General features: G+C 63.3%; 13 protein-coding genes. All 13 read left to right on the top strand.

Annotation, left to right across the window (positions count from 1 at the left end):
- Nucleotides 1-9: 9 nt before the first annotated feature.
- The 13 genes from pilH to mdcH all read left to right on the top strand — a co-directional run bounded on the left by pilH (nt 10) and on the right by mdcH (nt 16,575).
- On the top strand, nt 10-375 hold the full coding sequence (gene pilH, locus CXF97_RS22550) for a twitching motility response regulator PilH (protein ID WP_101161212.1): 366 nt from the start codon (nt 10-12) through the stop codon (nt 373-375).
- A gap of 10 nt (nt 376-385) precedes the next feature.
- Complete coding sequence (locus CXF97_RS22545; protein ID WP_101161210.1) at nt 386-925, top strand: chemotaxis protein CheW; 540 nt, start codon at nt 386-388, stop codon at nt 923-925.
- 142 nt (nt 926-1,067) lie between these two features.
- Nucleotides 1,068-3,116 carry a methyl-accepting chemotaxis protein gene (locus CXF97_RS22540; protein ID WP_101161207.1) on the top strand — a complete coding sequence of 683 codons (2,049 nt, stop codon included), beginning with the start codon at nt 1,068-1,070 and terminating at the stop codon, nt 3,114-3,116.
- Nucleotides 3,117-3,127: 11 nt separating this feature from the next.
- Nucleotides 3,128-9,037 (top strand): Hpt domain-containing protein, encoded by a 5,910-nt coding sequence (locus CXF97_RS22535; RefSeq protein WP_101161204.1) that lies wholly within the window; start codon nt 3,128-3,130, stop codon nt 9,035-9,037.
- Nucleotides 9,030-9,500, top strand: a complete 471-nt coding sequence (locus CXF97_RS22530; RefSeq protein ID WP_101161201.1) for a chemotaxis protein CheW — start codon at nt 9,030-9,032, stop codon at nt 9,498-9,500. The genes CXF97_RS22535 and CXF97_RS22530 overlap by 8 nt, the downstream gene beginning before the upstream one ends.
- 479 nt (nt 9,501-9,979) lie before the next feature.
- Entirely contained in the window at nt 9,980-10,345 is a 366-nt protein-coding gene (locus CXF97_RS22525; RefSeq protein WP_101161197.1) for a DUF6124 family protein, read from the top strand.
- A gap of 246 nt (nt 10,346-10,591) precedes the next feature.
- Nucleotides 10,592-12,262 (top strand): malonate decarboxylase subunit alpha, encoded by a 1,671-nt coding sequence (gene mdcA / locus CXF97_RS22520; protein WP_101161194.1) that lies wholly within the window; start codon nt 10,592-10,594, stop codon nt 12,260-12,262.
- Nucleotides 12,262-13,119: a triphosphoribosyl-dephospho-CoA synthase gene (locus tag CXF97_RS22515; protein ID WP_101161190.1), complete on the top strand. Its 858-nt coding sequence runs from the start codon at nt 12,262-12,264 to the stop codon at nt 13,117-13,119. The genes mdcA and CXF97_RS22515 overlap by 1 nt, the downstream gene beginning before the upstream one ends.
- Entirely contained in the window at nt 13,119-13,418 is a 300-nt protein-coding gene (locus CXF97_RS22510; RefSeq protein ID WP_056786420.1) for a malonate decarboxylase subunit delta, read from the top strand. The genes CXF97_RS22515 and CXF97_RS22510 overlap by 1 nt, the downstream gene beginning before the upstream one ends.
- Nucleotides 13,411-14,262 (top strand): biotin-independent malonate decarboxylase subunit beta, encoded by an 852-nt coding sequence (locus tag CXF97_RS22505; RefSeq protein ID WP_101161187.1) that lies wholly within the window; start codon nt 13,411-13,413, stop codon nt 14,260-14,262. The genes CXF97_RS22510 and CXF97_RS22505 overlap by 8 nt, the downstream gene beginning before the upstream one ends.
- The gene (mdcE, locus tag CXF97_RS22500) at nt 14,259-15,044 is read left to right on the top strand and encodes a biotin-independent malonate decarboxylase subunit gamma (RefSeq protein WP_101161185.1); all 786 of its coding nucleotides are present in this window, start codon (nt 14,259-14,261) and stop codon (nt 15,042-15,044) included. The genes CXF97_RS22505 and mdcE overlap by 4 nt, the downstream gene beginning before the upstream one ends.
- Nucleotides 15,038-15,658, top strand: coding sequence for a malonate decarboxylase holo-ACP synthase (locus CXF97_RS22495; RefSeq protein ID WP_101161183.1), 621 nt, complete (start codon nt 15,038-15,040; stop codon nt 15,656-15,658). The genes mdcE and CXF97_RS22495 overlap by 7 nt, the downstream gene beginning before the upstream one ends.
- Nucleotides 15,655-16,575 (top strand): malonate decarboxylase subunit epsilon, encoded by a 921-nt coding sequence (mdcH, locus tag CXF97_RS22490; RefSeq protein ID WP_101161181.1) that lies wholly within the window; start codon nt 15,655-15,657, stop codon nt 16,573-16,575. Before CXF97_RS22495 ends, mdcH begins: the two co-directional genes overlap by 4 nt.
- Nucleotides 16,576-16,631: the final 56 nt, after the last annotated feature.

The raw sequence follows: 16,631 nt of genomic DNA, 5'->3' as shown, positions 1-16,631 counted from the left end.
GGGAAGACCATGGCACGTATCCTGATCGTCGATGATTCGCCGACTGAAATGTACAAACTCACCGGCATGCTCGAAAAGCACGGCCATGAAGTGCTCAAGGCCGAGAACGGCGCCGACGGCGTGGCCCTGGCCCGTCAGGAAAAACCCGATGCCGTGCTGATGGACATCGTCATGCCCGGCCTCAACGGTTTTCAGGCGACTCGGCAGCTGACCAAGGATGCCGACACCGCGCACATCCCGGTAATCATCATCACCACCAAGGATCAGGAAACCGACAAGGTCTGGGGCACCCGTCAGGGCGCCAGGGATTACCTGACCAAACCGGTCGACGAAGACACCCTGATCAAGACCCTGAACAACGTACTCAAAGGCTGATCGCGCAATCATGAGCGAATCGCTGACCGCGTTCGAACTGCTCTGGCAGATCGACCAGCGCTGCCGCTTGCTGGCGGCGGACCTGCCCTCGCAAGCGGCGCGCCCGGATCGCTGGAGCGGGATCGGCTTTCGCCTCGGCGAGCATTGGTATGTGGCGCCGATGGGCGAAGTCAGCGAAGTCCTGCACGAGCCGCGCTTCACCCAGTTGCCCGGGGTCAAGCCGTGGGTCAAGGGTGTCGCCAATCTGCGCGGGCGGCTGCTGCCGATCATGGACCTGTGCGGGTTCTTCGGCCATGAGCTGTCGCCGCTGCGCAAACAGCGGCGGGTATTGGTGGTGGAGCATGAAGACGTGTTCGCCGGGGTGATGGTCGACGAGGTGATCGGTCTGCAGCATTTCGAACAGGGCAGTTTCGAGCCACTGTCGATCAGCAAGCGCCAGGGCTCGAAGGCCGAATTCGTCAAAGGCTATTTCCGCCGCGAACAGAACTGGCGGGTGTTCAGCCTGTTCGCACTGGCCAAATCCCCGGTATTCATGGGTGTGGCGGTATAGCAAGTACAACACTTCCCCCTGTGGGAGCGGGCTTGCTCGCGAATGCGGTGGGTCAGTCAATCCATGTGTCGGCTGACCTACCGCATTCGTGAGCAAGCCCGCTCCCACATTTGAAGGTGGCGGGTTTCATAGGCGAGGACCGATGACAACAGCAAAAACAGGCAAGTCGGCAGAAGCATCGCGCAGTCGTGCGCAGATCATCGTGCTGTTTATCGCGCTGATCGTGTTCATCATGCTGCTGTTCGCGAACTTTGCTTACCTCAACACCCAGGCGAACTACGACAAGCAGTACATCGGCCACGCCGGTGAGCTGCGCGTGCTCTCACAACGCATCGCCAAGAATGCCACCGAAGCGGCGGCGGGCAAGGCGGCTGCATTCAAACTGCTCAGCGATGCGCGCAACGATTTCGCCCAGCGCTGGGGTTACCTGAAAAAAGGTGATCCGAATACCGGCCTGCCGCCGGCACCCGTCGCCGTGCGCCCGGAAATGCGCGCGGTGCAGATGGACTGGGAACGCCTGCTGAAAAATACCGACGCGATCCTCACCAGCGAACAGACCGTGCTATCGCTGCATCAGGTCGCCGCGACACTCGCCGAAACCGTGCCGCAGTTGCAGATCGAATACGAAAAAGTCGTGGAAATCCTCCTGCAGCGTGGCGCTCCGGCGGCGCAGGTGGCGATGGCGCAAAGGCAATCGCTGCTGGCTGAACGCATTCTCGGCGCGGTCAACACCGTGCTCGCTGGTGACGAAAACTCGCAACAGGCTGCCGACGCTTTTGGCCGCGACGCCGCGCGTTTCGGCCTGGTGCTCAACGGCATGTTGCAGGGCAACCCGGCGCTGAAAATCAGCCAGGTCGAAGACCGCGACGCCCGTGCGCGTTTGAGCGAAATCTCCGAGCTGTTCCAGTTCGTTTCCGGCTCGGTGGATGAAATCCTCGAAACCTCGCCAGAGCTGTTCAAGGTCCGCGAATCGGCGAGCAACATCTTCACCCTGTCGCAAACCCTGCTCGACGAAGCTTCGCACCTGGCCACCGGGTTCGAGCATTTGGCCGGCGGACGCAACACCGACACGATTGGCGGCTATGTGCTGGGCCTGCTGGCGCTGGCCTCGATCATCCTCATCGGTCTGGTCATGGTCCGCGAAACCAATCGCCAATTGCGCGAGACAGCCGAGAAGAATGAGCGTAACCAGAACGCGATCATGCGCCTGCTCGACGAAATCGAAGACCTCGCCGATGGCGACCTCACCGTGACCGCTTCGGTGACCGAAGACTTCACCGGCACCATCGCCGACTCGATCAACTATTCCGTCGACCAGTTGCGCGATCTGGTCGCCACCATCAACCTCACCGCCGGCCAGGTTGCCGCCGCCGTGCAGGAAACCCAGGCCACCGCCATGCATCTGGCCCAGGCCTCGGAGCAACAGGCCCAGCAGATTTCTGAAGCCTCGACAGCGATCAGCGACATGGCCGAGTCCATCGATCAGGTCTCGGCCAACGCTGCCGAGTCGTCGGCGGTGGCCGAGCGTTCCGTGGAAATCGCCAACAAGGGCAACGAGGTGGTGCACAACACCATCCACGGCATGGACAACATTCGCGAACAGATTCAGGACACCGCCAAGCGCATCAAGCGCCTCGGCGAGTCTTCTCAGGAAATCGGCGACATCGTCAGCCTGATCGACGACATCGCCGACCAGACCAACATCCTCGCCCTCAACGCAGCGATCCAGGCATCGATGGCCGGGGATGCCGGGCGCGGTTTTGCCGTGGTTGCCGACGAAGTGCAGCGGCTGGCCGAACGTTCCTCAGCCGCGACCCGGCAGATCGAAACCCTGGTGCGGGCGATTCAGGCCGACACCAATGAAGCGGTGATTTCCATGGAACAGACCACCACCGAAGTGGTGCGCGGCGCGCGACTGGCGCAGGATGCCGGTGTGGCCCTGGAAGAAATCGAAGGCGTGTCGAAAACCCTCGCGGCGCTGATCCAGAGCATTTCCAACGCGGCGCAGCAGCAGACGTCTTCGGCCGGGCAGATCTCGCTGACGATGAATGTGATCCAACAGATCACCTCGCAAACCTCGTCGGGATCCACCGCCACCGCCGAGAGCATCGGCAACCTGGCGAAAATGGCCAGTCAGTTGCGCCGTTCGGTGTCCGGTTTTACCTTGCCGGCGGCGACAGATAAAGCGTGAGTGGAGTGGTTATGGGTGATCGGCACGACTATGTGGCCCTGGAGTGGGTCAAGGGCGAAATTGCCGAAACGCTGAAGCTGGCGCATCAGGCGATCGAAGCCGTGCTTGACGATCCGCAGGCTCTCCCCGGGCTGGACGATTGCCTGGCCTACATTCATCAGGTCCACGGCAGTCTGCAAATGGTCGAGTTCTACGGCGCAGCGTTGCTTGCCGAAGAAATGGAGCATCTGGTTGAAGCCCTGCAACATCAACGCGTGCCGCACCGCGACGAAGCCCTGCACCTGATGCTGCAAGCGCTGGGGCAATTGCCGGCGTACCTCGACCGCGTACAGAGCGCCCGCCGTGACCTGCCGCTGGTGGTGCTGCCGCTGATCAATGATCTGCGCAGCGCTCGCGGTGAAAGCCTGCTGGCGGAAACCAGCCTGTTCAGCCCGCCACTGCCCGGGTTGGCGCCGCTCGGCGACGAGGCACTCGCCGCGCTGGAACCGCCCGATCTGCCGAACGTACTGCGCAAACTTCGGCAGATGCTGCAAATGGCTCTGGTCGGCCTGCTGCGCGAACAGGATGACCAGACGCACCTCGGTTATCTGGCCAAAGTCTTCAGCCGTCTCGAAGCACTGAGCGGCGATGCGCCGTTGAGCCCGTTGTGGCAGGTCGCCTCGGCGTTGGTCGAGGGCATGCGCGAGGGCGCCATCGCCAACAGTCCAGCGCTGCGCAGCCTGTTCAAGGACGCCGACACAGAGCTCAAGCGCCTGCTTGAGCAGGGCATCGTCGGGCTCAATCAACCGGCGCCGGCCGAGCTGCTGAAAAGCCTGTTGTTCTATATTGCCAAGGCCGAACATCCCACCGGGCAGATGCTGACCATGAAAGATCGCTACTCCCTGGACGACGCGCTGCCCGATAGCGCGATGGTCGACGAAGAGCGCGTACGCCTCGCCGGCCCCGACCGCGATGCCATGCGTTCGGTGCTGGCAGCGCTGTGCGAAGAGCTGGTGCGGGTCAAGGAACGCCTTGATCTGTTCGTGCGCAGCGACCGCCAGCACGCCTCGGATCTGGACAGCCTGCTCGCGCCGCTGCGGCAGATCGCCGACACCCTTGCGGTGCTGGGTTTCGGCCAGCCGCGCAAAGTCATCATCGACCAACTGGCGGTGGTCCTCAGCCTTGCTCAGGGCCAGCGCGAACCGAACGACGCAATCCTCATGGACGTCGCCGGTGCCTTGCTCTACGTCGAAGCGACACTGGCCGGCATGGTCGGCACGGTCGAGACGCAAAGCGCCGACGACGCGCGCCTGCCGACCACCGACCTGACGCAGATCCACCAGATCGTGATCAAGGAAGCACGCATCTGCCTGCAACAGTCCAAGGACATGATCGTCGATTACATCGACGCCGATTGGGACCGCCAGCATCTGCAACCGCTGCCCGAGCTGCTGACCCAGGTGCGTGGCGCGCTGGCGATGATTCCGCTGGCCCGCGCGGCGAGTCTGGTCGAGGCCTGCAACGGTTTCATTCGCGAGCATTTGATGCTCGATGCCCATGAACCGGGCTGGGAGCAACTCGATCATCTGGCCGATGTGATCAGCAGCCTCGAGTATTACCTCGAACGCTTGAGCGATGACCCGCAGGCGCCCGCCGAGCATCTGCTTGATGTCGCGCAGAACAGCCTCGCTAGCCTCGGCTTCTTTGCCAGTGAGCAGCCCGGCGAACCGCAAGTGCCGGTGCTCGATGAGGTGCTCAGCCCCAGCGAAGCGCAGGTCATGCAGAACCTGCAGACCCTCGATGATCCGCAGGTCGTGCAGTCGCTGGCCGAGGTGCTGGCCAGTCCGGTTTCGACGCTCAACCCGCCGGCACGCACTACACCTGGCAGCCTGATGCCGCCGCCGACGGATGAAGAACCGGTCGACGATGAACTGCGCGAAGTGTTCCTCGAAGAAACCGACGAAGTCCTCGCGGTCCTCCACGAATACCTGCCGCGCTGGACCGCCAATCCGCAGGACCGCGCCGCGCTGACCGAGCTGCGCCGGGCGTTCCACACCTTGAAGGGCAGTGGGCGCATGGTCCGTGCGTTGATCCTCGGCGAACTGGCCTGGGCGGTCGAAAATCTGCTCAATCGCGTACTCGAACAAAGCGTCGAACCTGGCGCAGTGCTGCGCCAGTTGCTCGGCGACACCGTGTTGCTGCTGCCCGAGCTGATCAACGAATTCGCCACCCAGCGTCAGCGTCAGCGCAGTGACGTCGATCAACTCGCCGCCCGCGCCCACGCGTTGGCCAAGGGTGATGAACCGCTGGCCGCCGAAGACACCGACGACGTCGCCGCACTCGATCCGCTGCTGCTGGAAATCTTCCGCAAGGAAGCCGAAACCCACCTCGCCAGCCTCAACCGTTTCCTCGATCAGGCCGCCGAGCAGGTGCCGTTGCAAGCCAGTGATGAACTGCAACGCGCACTGCATACGCTCAAGGGCAGCGCGTCGATGGCCGGCGTAGTGCCGATGGCCGAACTCGCAGCGTCACTCGATCAACTGGCCCGCGAATTCAAGGCGCATCAGTTGCCGCTGGATCTGGATGAGGTCGAATTGCTGCTCGAAGCCGAGGGCTTGTTCCGCGTCGGTCTGCGCCAGCTCAAACACGATCCGCTGGCGCCGATTGTCGGGGCGCAGTCGCTGATCAAACGCACCGAGGCGCTGCTCGCCGAACGCCTGCAAGCAGGCTCCGATGGCGCTGACAGCGGCCGGCGGCTCAAGCGCGATCCGCAACTGATCAACAACTTCCTCGCCCAGGGCATGGACATCCTCCTCGACGCGGAAAACCTCTTGCAGCGTTGGCAGCAGCACCCCGGCGAACGCCAGGAACTCAGCGCTTTGCTCGATGAGCTGACCACCCTGGGCGAAGGCGCACACCTTGCCGATCTGCTGCCGGTTGATGGCTTGTGCGAAGCCTTGCTCGACCTGTATGGCGCGGTGGAAGAAAGCAGCCTGGCGGTCAGTGAGCGGTTTTTCCACGAAGCGCAACTGGCCCACGAAGCGCTGATCAACATGCTCGACGAACTCGCTGCCGGCCAGGAAATCACCGCGCAACCGGAGCGGATTCGTGCCTTGCAGGAACTGCTCGACGAAGGCCTCGACCCGGCGGCGATGGGCCTGATCCGCAGCGACGGCAGTCGCACCCTGGATATTCGCGAGCTGGGCAGCGCCACCGCGCAATTTCAGCAATCGGTTGCCGCCCTCGAGCCTGACGACGAAATCGTCGAAATCTTCCTCGAAGAGGCGGTGGACATTCTCGACAGCGCCGGGCAAGCCTTGCAGCGCTGGCTCAAGGACCCGGACAACGCCGCGCCGCTGTCGTCATTGCAGCGCGACTTGCACACGCTGAAGGGCGGCGCGCGCATGGCCGAGGTCGAGGCCGTCGGCGACCTTGCCCAGGAACTGGAAAATCTCTACGAAGGGCTGGTCGATCGACGCTACAACCACAGCGCCGCGCTCGAAGGTTTGTTGCAGCGCAGTCATGAGCGGTTGGCGCTGATGCTGGAGCAACTGCAAGCGCATCAAGCGCTGACCCCGGCGCAGGATTTGATCGACGCGATCCGTCAGTTGCGTCAGGGCCAGGCCGCCAGCGAATCTGCCCCCGCAGCGGTCGAACACGACAACGCCGGGCATGATCCAGAACTGTTGGAAATCTTCCTCGAAGAAGGTTTCGACATCATCGAAAGCTCCGGCGCCGCGCTGTTGCGCTGGCAGGCCGAGCCGGGCAACCGTCAGGAAATCGAAACCCTGCTGCGCGATCTGCACACCCTCAAGGGCGGTGCGCGGATGGTCGAAATCGGCCCGATCGGTGACCTCGCCCATGAGCTGGAATTTCTCTACGAAAGCCTTTCCACCGGTGCGCTGCAACCGTCTGCCGAATTGTTCGCCCTGGTGCAGCGCGGACATGACCGGTTGGCGCAGATGCTCGACGGCGTGCGCGCCGGGCAACCGTGCCCACCTGCCGATCGGCTGATCAGCGCGATCCAGAATTTCAGCCATCCGGCGCAGGTTGAAGCGCCGCCGGCGCCAGCTCCCGTGGTCAAGCCTGAGGCTGCGCCACCGCCCGCCGATGCTGGGGCGGACATGGTCAAGGTCTCGTCCGAACTGCTCGATGAGCTGGTCAACCTGGCCGGGGAAACCTCGATCTTTCGTGGGCGGATCGAGCAGCAAGTCAACGATGCGCAGATTGCTCTCAACGAGATGGAAACCACCATCGAGCGCATGCGCGATCAGTTGCGCCGCCTCGACACCGAAACCCAAGGGCGCATCCTCAGCCGCCAGCAAGTCGATGGCGAACGCCTCGGTTATGAAGACTTCGATCCGCTGGAAATGGATCGCCATTCGCAGCTCCAGCAACTGTCGCGGGCGCTGTTCGAATCCGCCTCGGACCTGCTCGACCTGAAGGAAACCCTCGACCGCCGCAACCACGATGCGGAGAACCTGTTGCAGCAGCAGGGGCGGATCAACACCGAGTTGCAGGAAGGCCTGATGCGTACGCGCATGGTGCCGTTCGAACGCATGGTGCCGCGTCTGAAACGCATCGTGCGTCAGGTCGCCGAAGAGCTGGGCAAGGATGTCGCGTTTGTGGTCGGCAACGCTGATGGCGAGATGGATCGCAACGTGCTGGAGCGCATGGCCGCGCCGCTGGAACACATGCTGCGCAATGCCGTCGACCATGGCCTGGAATCCACCGAGGTGCGGCTGGCGGCGGGTAAACCGGCGCAAGGGCAGATCACCCTCGATCTGTCGCGCGAGGGCGGCGACATGGTTTTCGACATCCGCGATGACGGCGCCGGTGTGCCTTTGGAAGCCGTGCGGCGCAAGGCGATCAAGCGCGGCTTGCTCGCGCCCGACGCCGAGATCAGCGACCGCGATGTGTTGCAGTTCATCCTCCAGCCGGGTTTCTCCACGGCGGAAAAGATTACCCAGATTTCCGGGCGTGGTGTCGGCATGGACGTGGTCCACGAAGAAGTGCGACAGCTCGGCGGCAGCATGAGCATCGATTCGGTGCCGGGGCAGGGCGTGCATTTCCGTATTCGCCTGCCGTTCACCGTGTCGGTCAACCGCGCGTTGATGGTGCAGTGCGGTGAGGATCAGTACGCGATCCCGCTGAACACCATCGAAGGCATTGTGCGTGTGTTGCCGAATGATCTGGAAGGGCATTTCCGTCACGATCCGCCGCGCTACGAGTATGGCGGTCAGCGTTACGAGCTGTGTTATCTGGGCGAGCTGCTGAAGACGGCGCCGCGGCCGAAACTGCTCGGGCAGAACCTGCCGTTGCCGGTGCTGCTGGTGCATTACAACGACCGCCACATTGCCGTGCTGGTGGATGCCATGGCCGGCACCCGCGAGATCGTGGTCAAAAGCCTCGGCCCTCAATTCGCGGCGGTGCAGGGCGTGTCGGGGGCGACGATTCTCGGCGATGGCCGGGTGGTGCTGATTCTGGATCTGCTCGCACCGATCCGGGCGATGCAGGCGCGGTTGGCGCAAGAGCCGGCGCGCACGGAGATCGACAGCGAACCGCACAAGCCGCTGCTGATCATGGTTGTCGATGACTCGGTGACGGTGCGCAAGGTCACCAGCCGTTTGCTCGAACGTCACGGCATGAACGTGCTGACCGCCAAGGACGGTGTCGATGCGATGCTGCTGCTTGAGGAGCACATGCCCGATCTGATGCTGCTCGACATCGAAATGCCGCGCATGGACGGCTTCGAGGTCGCCACCCAGGTACGCGCCGATGAACGCCTGCGCCATCTGCCGATCATCATGATCACCTCGCGCACCGGGCAGAAACACCGCGACCGCGCCATGGCCATCGGCGTCAACGACTACCTCGGCAAGCCGTATCAGGAATCGGTGTTGCTGGAGAGCATTGCCCAGTGGAGCCAGAAACATGCATGAGCACCGGCTCAACCCGCGCAACAGCCAGCTCACCGGGCTGCTGCTGCCGCTGGCCGATCGCAATCTAATCCTGCCCAATGTCGCCATCGCCGAGCTGATCGACTACCAGGCCAGCGCCTTCGACCTCGACACGCCGCCGTGGTACCTGGGGCGGGTGAAGTGGCGCGAGCGGCAGATCCCGCTGATCAGCTTCGAGTCGGCGTGCGGGCAGAAAATCGTCATCGGCGAACGGGCGCGCATTGTCATTCTCAATGCCTTGGGCGGCTTGCCCGAGCTGAGATTCATCGCCCTGTTGGTGCAGGGGATTCCTCGGTCGTACAAGCTGGACAGTCAGTTGAGTTATGTCGATGTGCCGTTGTGTGCGCTGGAGCAGGCGGCGGTGCAGGTGGGCGAGCAGGTGGCGAAGGTACCGGATTTGTTGGGGCTGGAGAAGTTGTTGGTGGAGGCGGGATTGGCCCGCTGATCCAAGGCTTGACCGATCGTTCCCACGCTCCGCGTGGGAATGCAGCCCGGGACGCTCCGCGTCCCTTTCAGAAGCCGAACGCGGAGCGTCCGTGGAGGCATTCCCACGCAGAGCGTGGGAACGATCAACATCAAGCCATGCCTGTGTTTAAAGACACCCAGTGTTACGCCCCACCAGCCTACAAATCCTTGCGCCGCTGCCTACGCCTGCGCCAGAATCCGCCGGCTTGTGCGCCCAGGGCTTGCTGCGTAACTTGGTTCCGTCACTGATTCGCAGTGATCGGGTTTAGTAGCCCGCGGTAATTCAGCTGGTCGTGCATTCATCACAGGTGTTCCGCACCTGAGCTTGATGGTGGCTGTACGTAGGGCGCTTCGGCGCGCCGGCTTAAGCTGAGTTCCCCGGTCTACTAACCTGCGTACAGTCGCCTCCCTTTCGTTTAGTAGCCAAGGGGTTGGCGCTCAACAACGGGAACACAGCTCATGTTCAAAGTTACGCCAAACCCGCCGACCCAAGACCCGGCATCGCCCTACCAATCTCCCGACTCAAAGAATCTTCACGACGCCGCCGAACGCGCCCTCGACCATTATCTCGGCCCGCACGCCGCCGACTTCATGGCCCCGCCGTACACCCCCAACACGCTATACATGGCCAACCCCGAAGCCGACACCGAGTCCTTGCTGGCCGACGCTTGTGAAACCCTTGGTTCGGCAACGGTGATGCTGCACAACCACGCCGCTTCCGTGGAAGGCTCACAGCGCAAGACCCTGCAGGGCATCGCGCAGATTGTCATGGTGGCGGAGATGGCGGTGAACCGGGTGCTGGACAAACTGGTGCCAACCGACTGAGCGAATGCGCTGAGGCGACTGGCCTCTTCGCGAGCAGGCTCGCTCCCACAATTGGAATGCGTTCGATCGTTCCCACGCGGAGCGTGGGAACGATCAAAAGATCGCAGCCTCGTTTCACTCGACAGCTTCTACAGGGGCTTCAGCTTGTCCGTTACGCTCAGCGTAATGATTCACCATCCAGCTTGATTGATGCCCTCATCGCACACGCCTACCTTGGCTCCACGACAGCGAACCCGTGGAGTGAGCATGACAACAACAACTACCCCCGACTCGCGCTGGACGCGGCGGCGTGACGAGAAGCAGCGTCGGCTCGACAAGGTGCGCGGGCTGGCCGATGGTGCGGTGTTGCCCAGCGACAAGATCGTCGCCGCGCTCGAAGCGCTGATCCATCCCGGCGACCGTGTGGTGCTGGAGGGCAACAACCAGAAGCAGGCGGATTTCCTCTCGCGTTCGCTGGCCAAGGCCGATCCGGCCAAGCTCCATGACCTGCACATGATCATGCCCAGCGTCGGCCGTTCGGAGCACCTCGACCTGTTCGAACGCGGCATCGCCCGCAAGCTCGATTTCTCCTTCGCTGGCACCCAGAGCCTGCGCATCAGCCAGTTGCTCGAAGACGGCCTGCTCGAAGTCGGCGCGATCCACACTTACATCGAACTCTATGCACGGCTGGTGGTGGACCTGATCCCCAACGTCGTGCTCTCGGCCGGGTTCATGGCCGACCGCGCCGGCAACATCTACACCGGCCCGAGCACCGAAGACACCCCGGCATTGATCGAACCGGCCGCATTCAGCGACGGCATCGTCATCGTTCAGGTCAACCAGTTGGTCGACGACGTCAGCGAACTGCCGCGCGTAGACATTCCCGCTTCATGGGTCGATTTTGTCGTGGTCGCCGACAAGCCGTTCTACATCGAACCGTTGTTCACTCGCGACCCGCGCCACATCAAGCCTGTACATGTGCTGATGGCGATGATGGCGATTCGCGGGATCTACGAAAAACACAACGTGCAGTCGCTCAACCACGGCATCGGTTTCAACACCGCCGCCATTGAGCTGATCCTGCCGACCTACGGCGAATCCCTCGGCCTCAAAGGCAAGATCTGCCGCAACTGGACCCTCAACCCGCACCCGACGCTGATCCCGGCGATCGAAAGCGGCTGGGTCGAAAGCGTGCATTGCTTCGGCACCGAACTGGGCATGGAAAACTACATCGCCGCCCGGCCGGACGTGTTCTTCACCGGCCGCGACGGCTCGCTGCGTTCCAATCGTATGGTCTGCCAACTCGCCGGGCAGTACGCGGTGGATCTGTTTATCGGCGCGACGCTGCAGGTCGATGGCGACGGCCATTCCTCGACCGTGACCCGGGGTCGTCTGGCCGGTTTCGGTGGCGCGCCGAACATGGGCCACGACCCGCGCGGTCGCCGTCACGGCACCCCGGCGTGGCTGGACATGCGCCACGCCGATGGGCCGCAACCGATGCTCGAACGTGGCAAGAAACTCGTGGTGCAAATGGTCGAGACCTTCCAGGAGGGCGGCAAACCGACCTTCGTCGAAACCCTCGACGCCGTGGAGGTGGCGAAGAAAAGCGGCATGCCGCTGGCGCCGATCATGATCTACGGCGACGACGTTACCCACCTGCTCACCGAAGAAGGCATCGCCTACCTGTACAAGGCGCGCTCGCTGGAAGAGCGCCAGGCGATGATCGCAGCGGTCGCCGGAGTTACTGCCATCGGCCTGCGACACAACCCGAAAGACACCGAACGCATGCGCCGCGAGGGCCTGATCGCCCTGCCCGAAGACCTCGGCATCCGCCGCACTGACGCCACGCGCGAATTGCTCGCGGCGAAAAGCGTGGCCGATCTGGTCGAGTGGTCCGGCGGCCTGTACAACCCGCCCGCCAAATTCAGGAGCTGGTAATGCACGCATTCAACCTGCAAGCACAACCGCTGTCGCTGGCTGACCGCTTGGCCGATCTGGCGGTGGACGCGCTGATCGACGAAGCGGATCTGTCGCCGAAACCGGCGCTGGTCGACCGTCGCGGCAATGGCGCGCACACCGATCTGCACCTGGGCCTGATGCACGCGTCGGCGTTGGCCTTGTGGCCGGCATTCAAGGAAATGGCCGAGGCAGCGCTGAACATTGGCGAAGTCGGTCTGCCATTGCGCGAAGCGATTGGCCGCATCGGCCGTGAAGGCGAGCAAGCGATGCTCGCGACCACTAACGGCGTCAACACCCATCGCGGTGCGATCTGGGCGTTGGGACTGTTGGTGACGGCCGCCGCGCTGCAACCGAAATCCGTCGCCCTGTGTGCCGCGCGCCTGGCATTGCTCGACGACCGCTACGCACCGAAACCGCTCAGCCACGGCGCACAAGTCGCCCAGCGTTACGGCGCACGCGGCGCTCGGGAAGAAGCGCAACTCGGCTTCCCGTCCGTGCTGCAACGCGGCCTGCCGCAGCTGCACAAAAGCCGCGCCAGCGGCCACGGCGAACAGAACGCCCGGCTCGACGCCTTGCTGGCGATCATGACCGAACTGGCCGACACCTGCGTGCTCTACCGCGCCGGCGAACCCGGCCTGCAGGCCATGCAGTCCGGCGCGCAAGCGGTGCTCGATGCCGGTGGCAGCGCCAGCCTCAGCGGCCGCCGCCGATTGCACGAACTGGATCAACAACTCATCGCATTGAATGCCTCGCCCGGTGGTGCCGCCGACTTGCTCGCCGCCACGCTGCTGCTCGACCGAATCGAGCGCGACGGCATCTTGCAGGGAGCGTTTTGATGGAAAGCCTATCGTTTGAATTCCCCGCCGGGCAGCCGCCACGCGGGCGTGCGCTGGTCGGTTGTGTCGGCTCGGGGGATCTGGAAGTGCTGATCGAACCGGGCCTGGCCGGCAAACTGACGATCAACGTGCAGACCTCGGTCAACGGCGCGCAACAGCGCTGGCAGCATCTGTTTGCGCGGATGTTCGATGGCACCACGCCACCGGCGATGGCCATCGACATCCACGATTTTGGCGCGACGCCGGGGGTGGTGCGCTTGCGTCTGGAACAGGGTTTCGAGGAGATCGGCCATGACTGACAGCGCCGCGTTGCTCAACAAACACAGCTTCGTCGAACTCGGCGCGCGGCAGCGGGCGAAGGCCTTGCTCGACGCCGGGACGTTTCGCGAACTGCTCGATCCGTTTCAACGGGTCATGTCGCCATGGCTTGAGCGCCAGGGCGTAGTGCCGCAGGCCGATGACGGCGTAATCATCGCCAAGGGCAGCCTCGACGGTTTGCCAGTAGTGATTGCCGCGGTCGAAGGCGCGTTTCAGGGCGGCAGCCTTGGCGAAGTCGGCGGGGCGAAAATTGCCGGGGCGCTGGAGCTGGCCGCCGAAGACAACCGCAAAGGCATCCCGACCCGCGCAGTGCTGCTGCTGGAAACCGGTGGCGTGCGCTTGCAGGAAGCCAATCTCGGCCTCGCGGCGATTGCCGATATTCACGCGGCGATTGTCGATTTGCAGCAATACCAACCCGTGGTCGGCGTGGTCGCCGGCAGCGTCGGTTGCTTTGGCGGCATGTCGATTGCCGCTGCGCTGTGCAGTTATCTGCTGGTGACTCAGGAAGCGCGCCTCGGATTGAACGGCCCGCAAGTGATCGAGCAGGAAGCCGGGATCGAGGAATACGACTCTCGCGACCGCCCATTCATCTGGAGCCTGACCGGCGGCGAACAGCGGTTCAACACGGGACTGGTGGACCGTTATGTCGGCGATGATGTGGCGCAGATTCGTCAGCAGGTGAGTGAACTGCTCCAGCAAGGTCTGCCGGCACAGCCGCGCAGTCAACGCGCCGAGTGGTTTCTGCAACGCCTGGCGAGTCTGGACACGGACAAGCAAATCGAGCCTTCGGTGGTTCGCGATCTGTATCAAGGAGAGCGCTCATGAGTGGTTATTCATTGCGCGGTTTGCACTGGTTCAACGCTCTGAGCGCGGGTGCTAAAAACGTCGAAGGCCTGCCGGCGTCGTTGAAAGTCGCTGACGGTGAACTCGGGCGTTTTATCGCCGTGGTCGCCGACCCGGACAATCGCTTTCCCCGCGCTCGCAACGGCGAAGTCGGCTTGCTCGAAGGCTGGGGGCTGGCCAAGGCTGTGGATGACGCGATCAGCGCTGATCGCGATAACGCGCAAAAGCGCCCGATCATCGCCATCGTCGATGTGCCGAGCCAGGCCTATGGTCGGCGCGAAGAAGCGCTCGGCATTCATCAGGCGCTGGCCGGCGCGGCGGGCAGTTATGCCCGTGCGCGGCTGGCCGGCCATCCGGTGATTGCGCTGCTGGTGGGCAAGGCCATGTCGGGTGCATTTCTGGCCCACGGTTATCAGGCCAATCGCCTGATTGCTTTGCGCGATCCCGGGGTGATGGTGCATGCGATGGGCAAGGCTTCGGCGGCGCGGGTCACCTTGCGCAGTGTCGAGGAGCTGGAAGCGCTGGCCTCCAGCGTACCGCCGATGGCTTATGACATCGACAGCTACGCCAGCCTCGGTCTGCTCTGGGAAACCCTCTCGGTGCAGCAGATCGAACAACCGACGGCGGAGGATCTGGCGCGGGTCAGCGAATGCCTCAAGCAAGCCATTGCTGATATCACCGGCACCGATTTGAAAGGCCGCCTCGGCGCGAGCAATCGTGCAGCTTCCAGCAAAGTCCGCGAATTGCTGAGGGCGCAGTGGTGAACCAGCCCATGGCCCACGATCTGCTCTGGGGCATGACCCCGGCGCAGTTGCCGGCGGATGCGCCACAGTGGGCAGTTGATTCGCTGGCCGCCGGGCAACCGGTGGTGGTGCGCCGGGCGTTGAGTGCTGACGGTTTTGTCGCGGTCGGCGTGCGTGGGTTGCTGCGTGAGCAGCGGCTGGCGGCGTTCATGCGCGTCGATTCGATTGTGCGGCGGGTCAGTCCTGAAGCGTTGTGTCATGTCGACAGCGCGCGTGATCTGCCGGTCATGCAAGCGCTCAGACAATTGCGGCCGATGCTCGATGACTGCGGTTCGGTCTGGGGTGTCAGCGGCAGTGTCGGGTTTGAATTGGCCAGTGGTTTCAGAGCGATGCACGCGGCCAGTGATCTTGATCTGATTCTGCGTGCGCCGCAGATGATCGGCCGTGATCAGGCGCGCGAACTGGTCGCGCTTTTTGATCAAACTGCGTGCCGGGTCGACATGCAATTGCAGACGCCGCTCGGTGCCGTGGCTTTGCGCGAATGGGCCAGTGGCTCGGCGCGTGTCCTGCTGAAAAATGCGCATCAGGCAGTATTGGTGACGAATCCGTGGCACCCGCAGGAGCAGGCAGCGTGAGCAGTCTGCTGGTGTTCCCCGGCCAGGGCGCGCAGCAAGCCGGCATGCTCCAGCGTTTGCCTCGCGAAACACTGGTCGAGGCCAGTGATGTGCTCGGCGAAGATGTTGCGCTGCTGGATTCAGCCGAGGCATTGCGCGCGACCAGAGCGGTGCAGCTGTGCCTGCTGATCGCCGGTGTCGCTGCTTCTCGGCAGTTATTGCAGGATGGGCTGAGCGCGGATTACGTCGCCGGCCTGTCCATCGGCGCATACCCGGCAGCAGTGGTGGCGGGAGCCTTGAGTTTCAGCGATGCGTTGCATCTGGTCAGCCTGCGCGGTGAGCTGATGCAGCAGGCTTATCCACAGGGCTACGGCATGACCGCGATCATCGGCTTGCAGTTATCCACCGTCGAAACGCTGCTGGCGCAGGTTCACAGCGAGGATTCGCCGGTGTATCTGGCCAACATCAATGCCGATAACCAAGTGGTGATTGCCGGTAGCGACAGGGCCATGCAAACGGTGGCTGAACTGGCGCGCAGTCGCGGCGCCGGTCTGGCGAAGCGCCTGGCGGTGAGTGTGCCGTCGCACTGTCCGCTGCTGGACGAACCGGCGCAAACCCTCGCCGAAGCCTTCGCCGGGGTTGCGGTTAAAACGCCGAAAATCGCATACCTCAGTGGTAGCCGTGCGCGTCCGGTAATCAAGCCGGAGGCCTTGCGCGACGACCTCGCTTTCAACATGTGCCGCGTGGTGGACTGGCGCGGCACCGTGCAAAGCGCCTACGAGCGCGGCGTACGTTTACAGATCGAACTGCCGCCCGGCGCGGTGCTGACCGGGCTGGCGCGCCGGGTCTTCGAGCAGGGCACCGTCACTGCCTTCGACAGTGCTCGCCTCGACACCCTGCAAGCGCTGTTGCGAGAGGAGGGTGGCCGCCAACTCTAAAACCGCCGCGACTCAAGCTTCGAACAACAAAAACAACATTCGACGATGCACTTTGA

This window comes from Pseudomonas sp. Choline-02u-1, assembly GCF_002836515.1.
GTDB lineage: Bacteria > Pseudomonadota > Gammaproteobacteria > Pseudomonadales > Pseudomonadaceae > Aquipseudomonas.
The sequence above is the reverse complement of the archived record's forward strand: the minus strand, read 5'-3'. Positions and strand labels throughout refer to the sequence as shown.

Excerpts from the sequence above, each read along its gene's own strand:
- pilH (WP_101161212.1), top strand. The coding sequence starts at position 10 with ATGGCACGTATCCTGATCGTCGATGATTCGCCGACTGAAATGTACAAA.
- CXF97_RS22545 (WP_101161210.1), top strand. The coding sequence starts at position 386 with ATGAGCGAATCGCTGACCGCGTTCGAACTGCTCTGGCAGATCGACCAG.
- CXF97_RS22540 (WP_101161207.1), top strand. The coding sequence starts at position 1,068 with ATGACAACAGCAAAAACAGGCAAGTCGGCAGAAGCATCGCGCAGTCGT.
- CXF97_RS22535 (WP_101161204.1), top strand. The coding sequence starts at position 3,128 with ATGGGTGATCGGCACGACTATGTGGCCCTGGAGTGGGTCAAGGGCGAA.
- CXF97_RS22530 (WP_101161201.1), top strand. The coding sequence starts at position 9,030 with ATGCATGAGCACCGGCTCAACCCGCGCAACAGCCAGCTCACCGGGCTG.
- CXF97_RS22525 (WP_101161197.1), top strand. The coding sequence starts at position 9,980 with ATGTTCAAAGTTACGCCAAACCCGCCGACCCAAGACCCGGCATCGCCC.
- mdcA (WP_101161194.1), top strand. The coding sequence starts at position 10,592 with ATGACAACAACAACTACCCCCGACTCGCGCTGGACGCGGCGGCGTGAC.
- CXF97_RS22515 (WP_101161190.1), top strand. The coding sequence starts at position 12,262 with ATGCACGCATTCAACCTGCAAGCACAACCGCTGTCGCTGGCTGACCGC.
- CXF97_RS22510 (WP_056786420.1), top strand. The coding sequence starts at position 13,119 with ATGGAAAGCCTATCGTTTGAATTCCCCGCCGGGCAGCCGCCACGCGGG.
- CXF97_RS22505 (WP_101161187.1), top strand. The coding sequence starts at position 13,411 with ATGACTGACAGCGCCGCGTTGCTCAACAAACACAGCTTCGTCGAACTC.
- mdcE (WP_101161185.1), top strand. The coding sequence starts at position 14,259 with ATGAGTGGTTATTCATTGCGCGGTTTGCACTGGTTCAACGCTCTGAGC.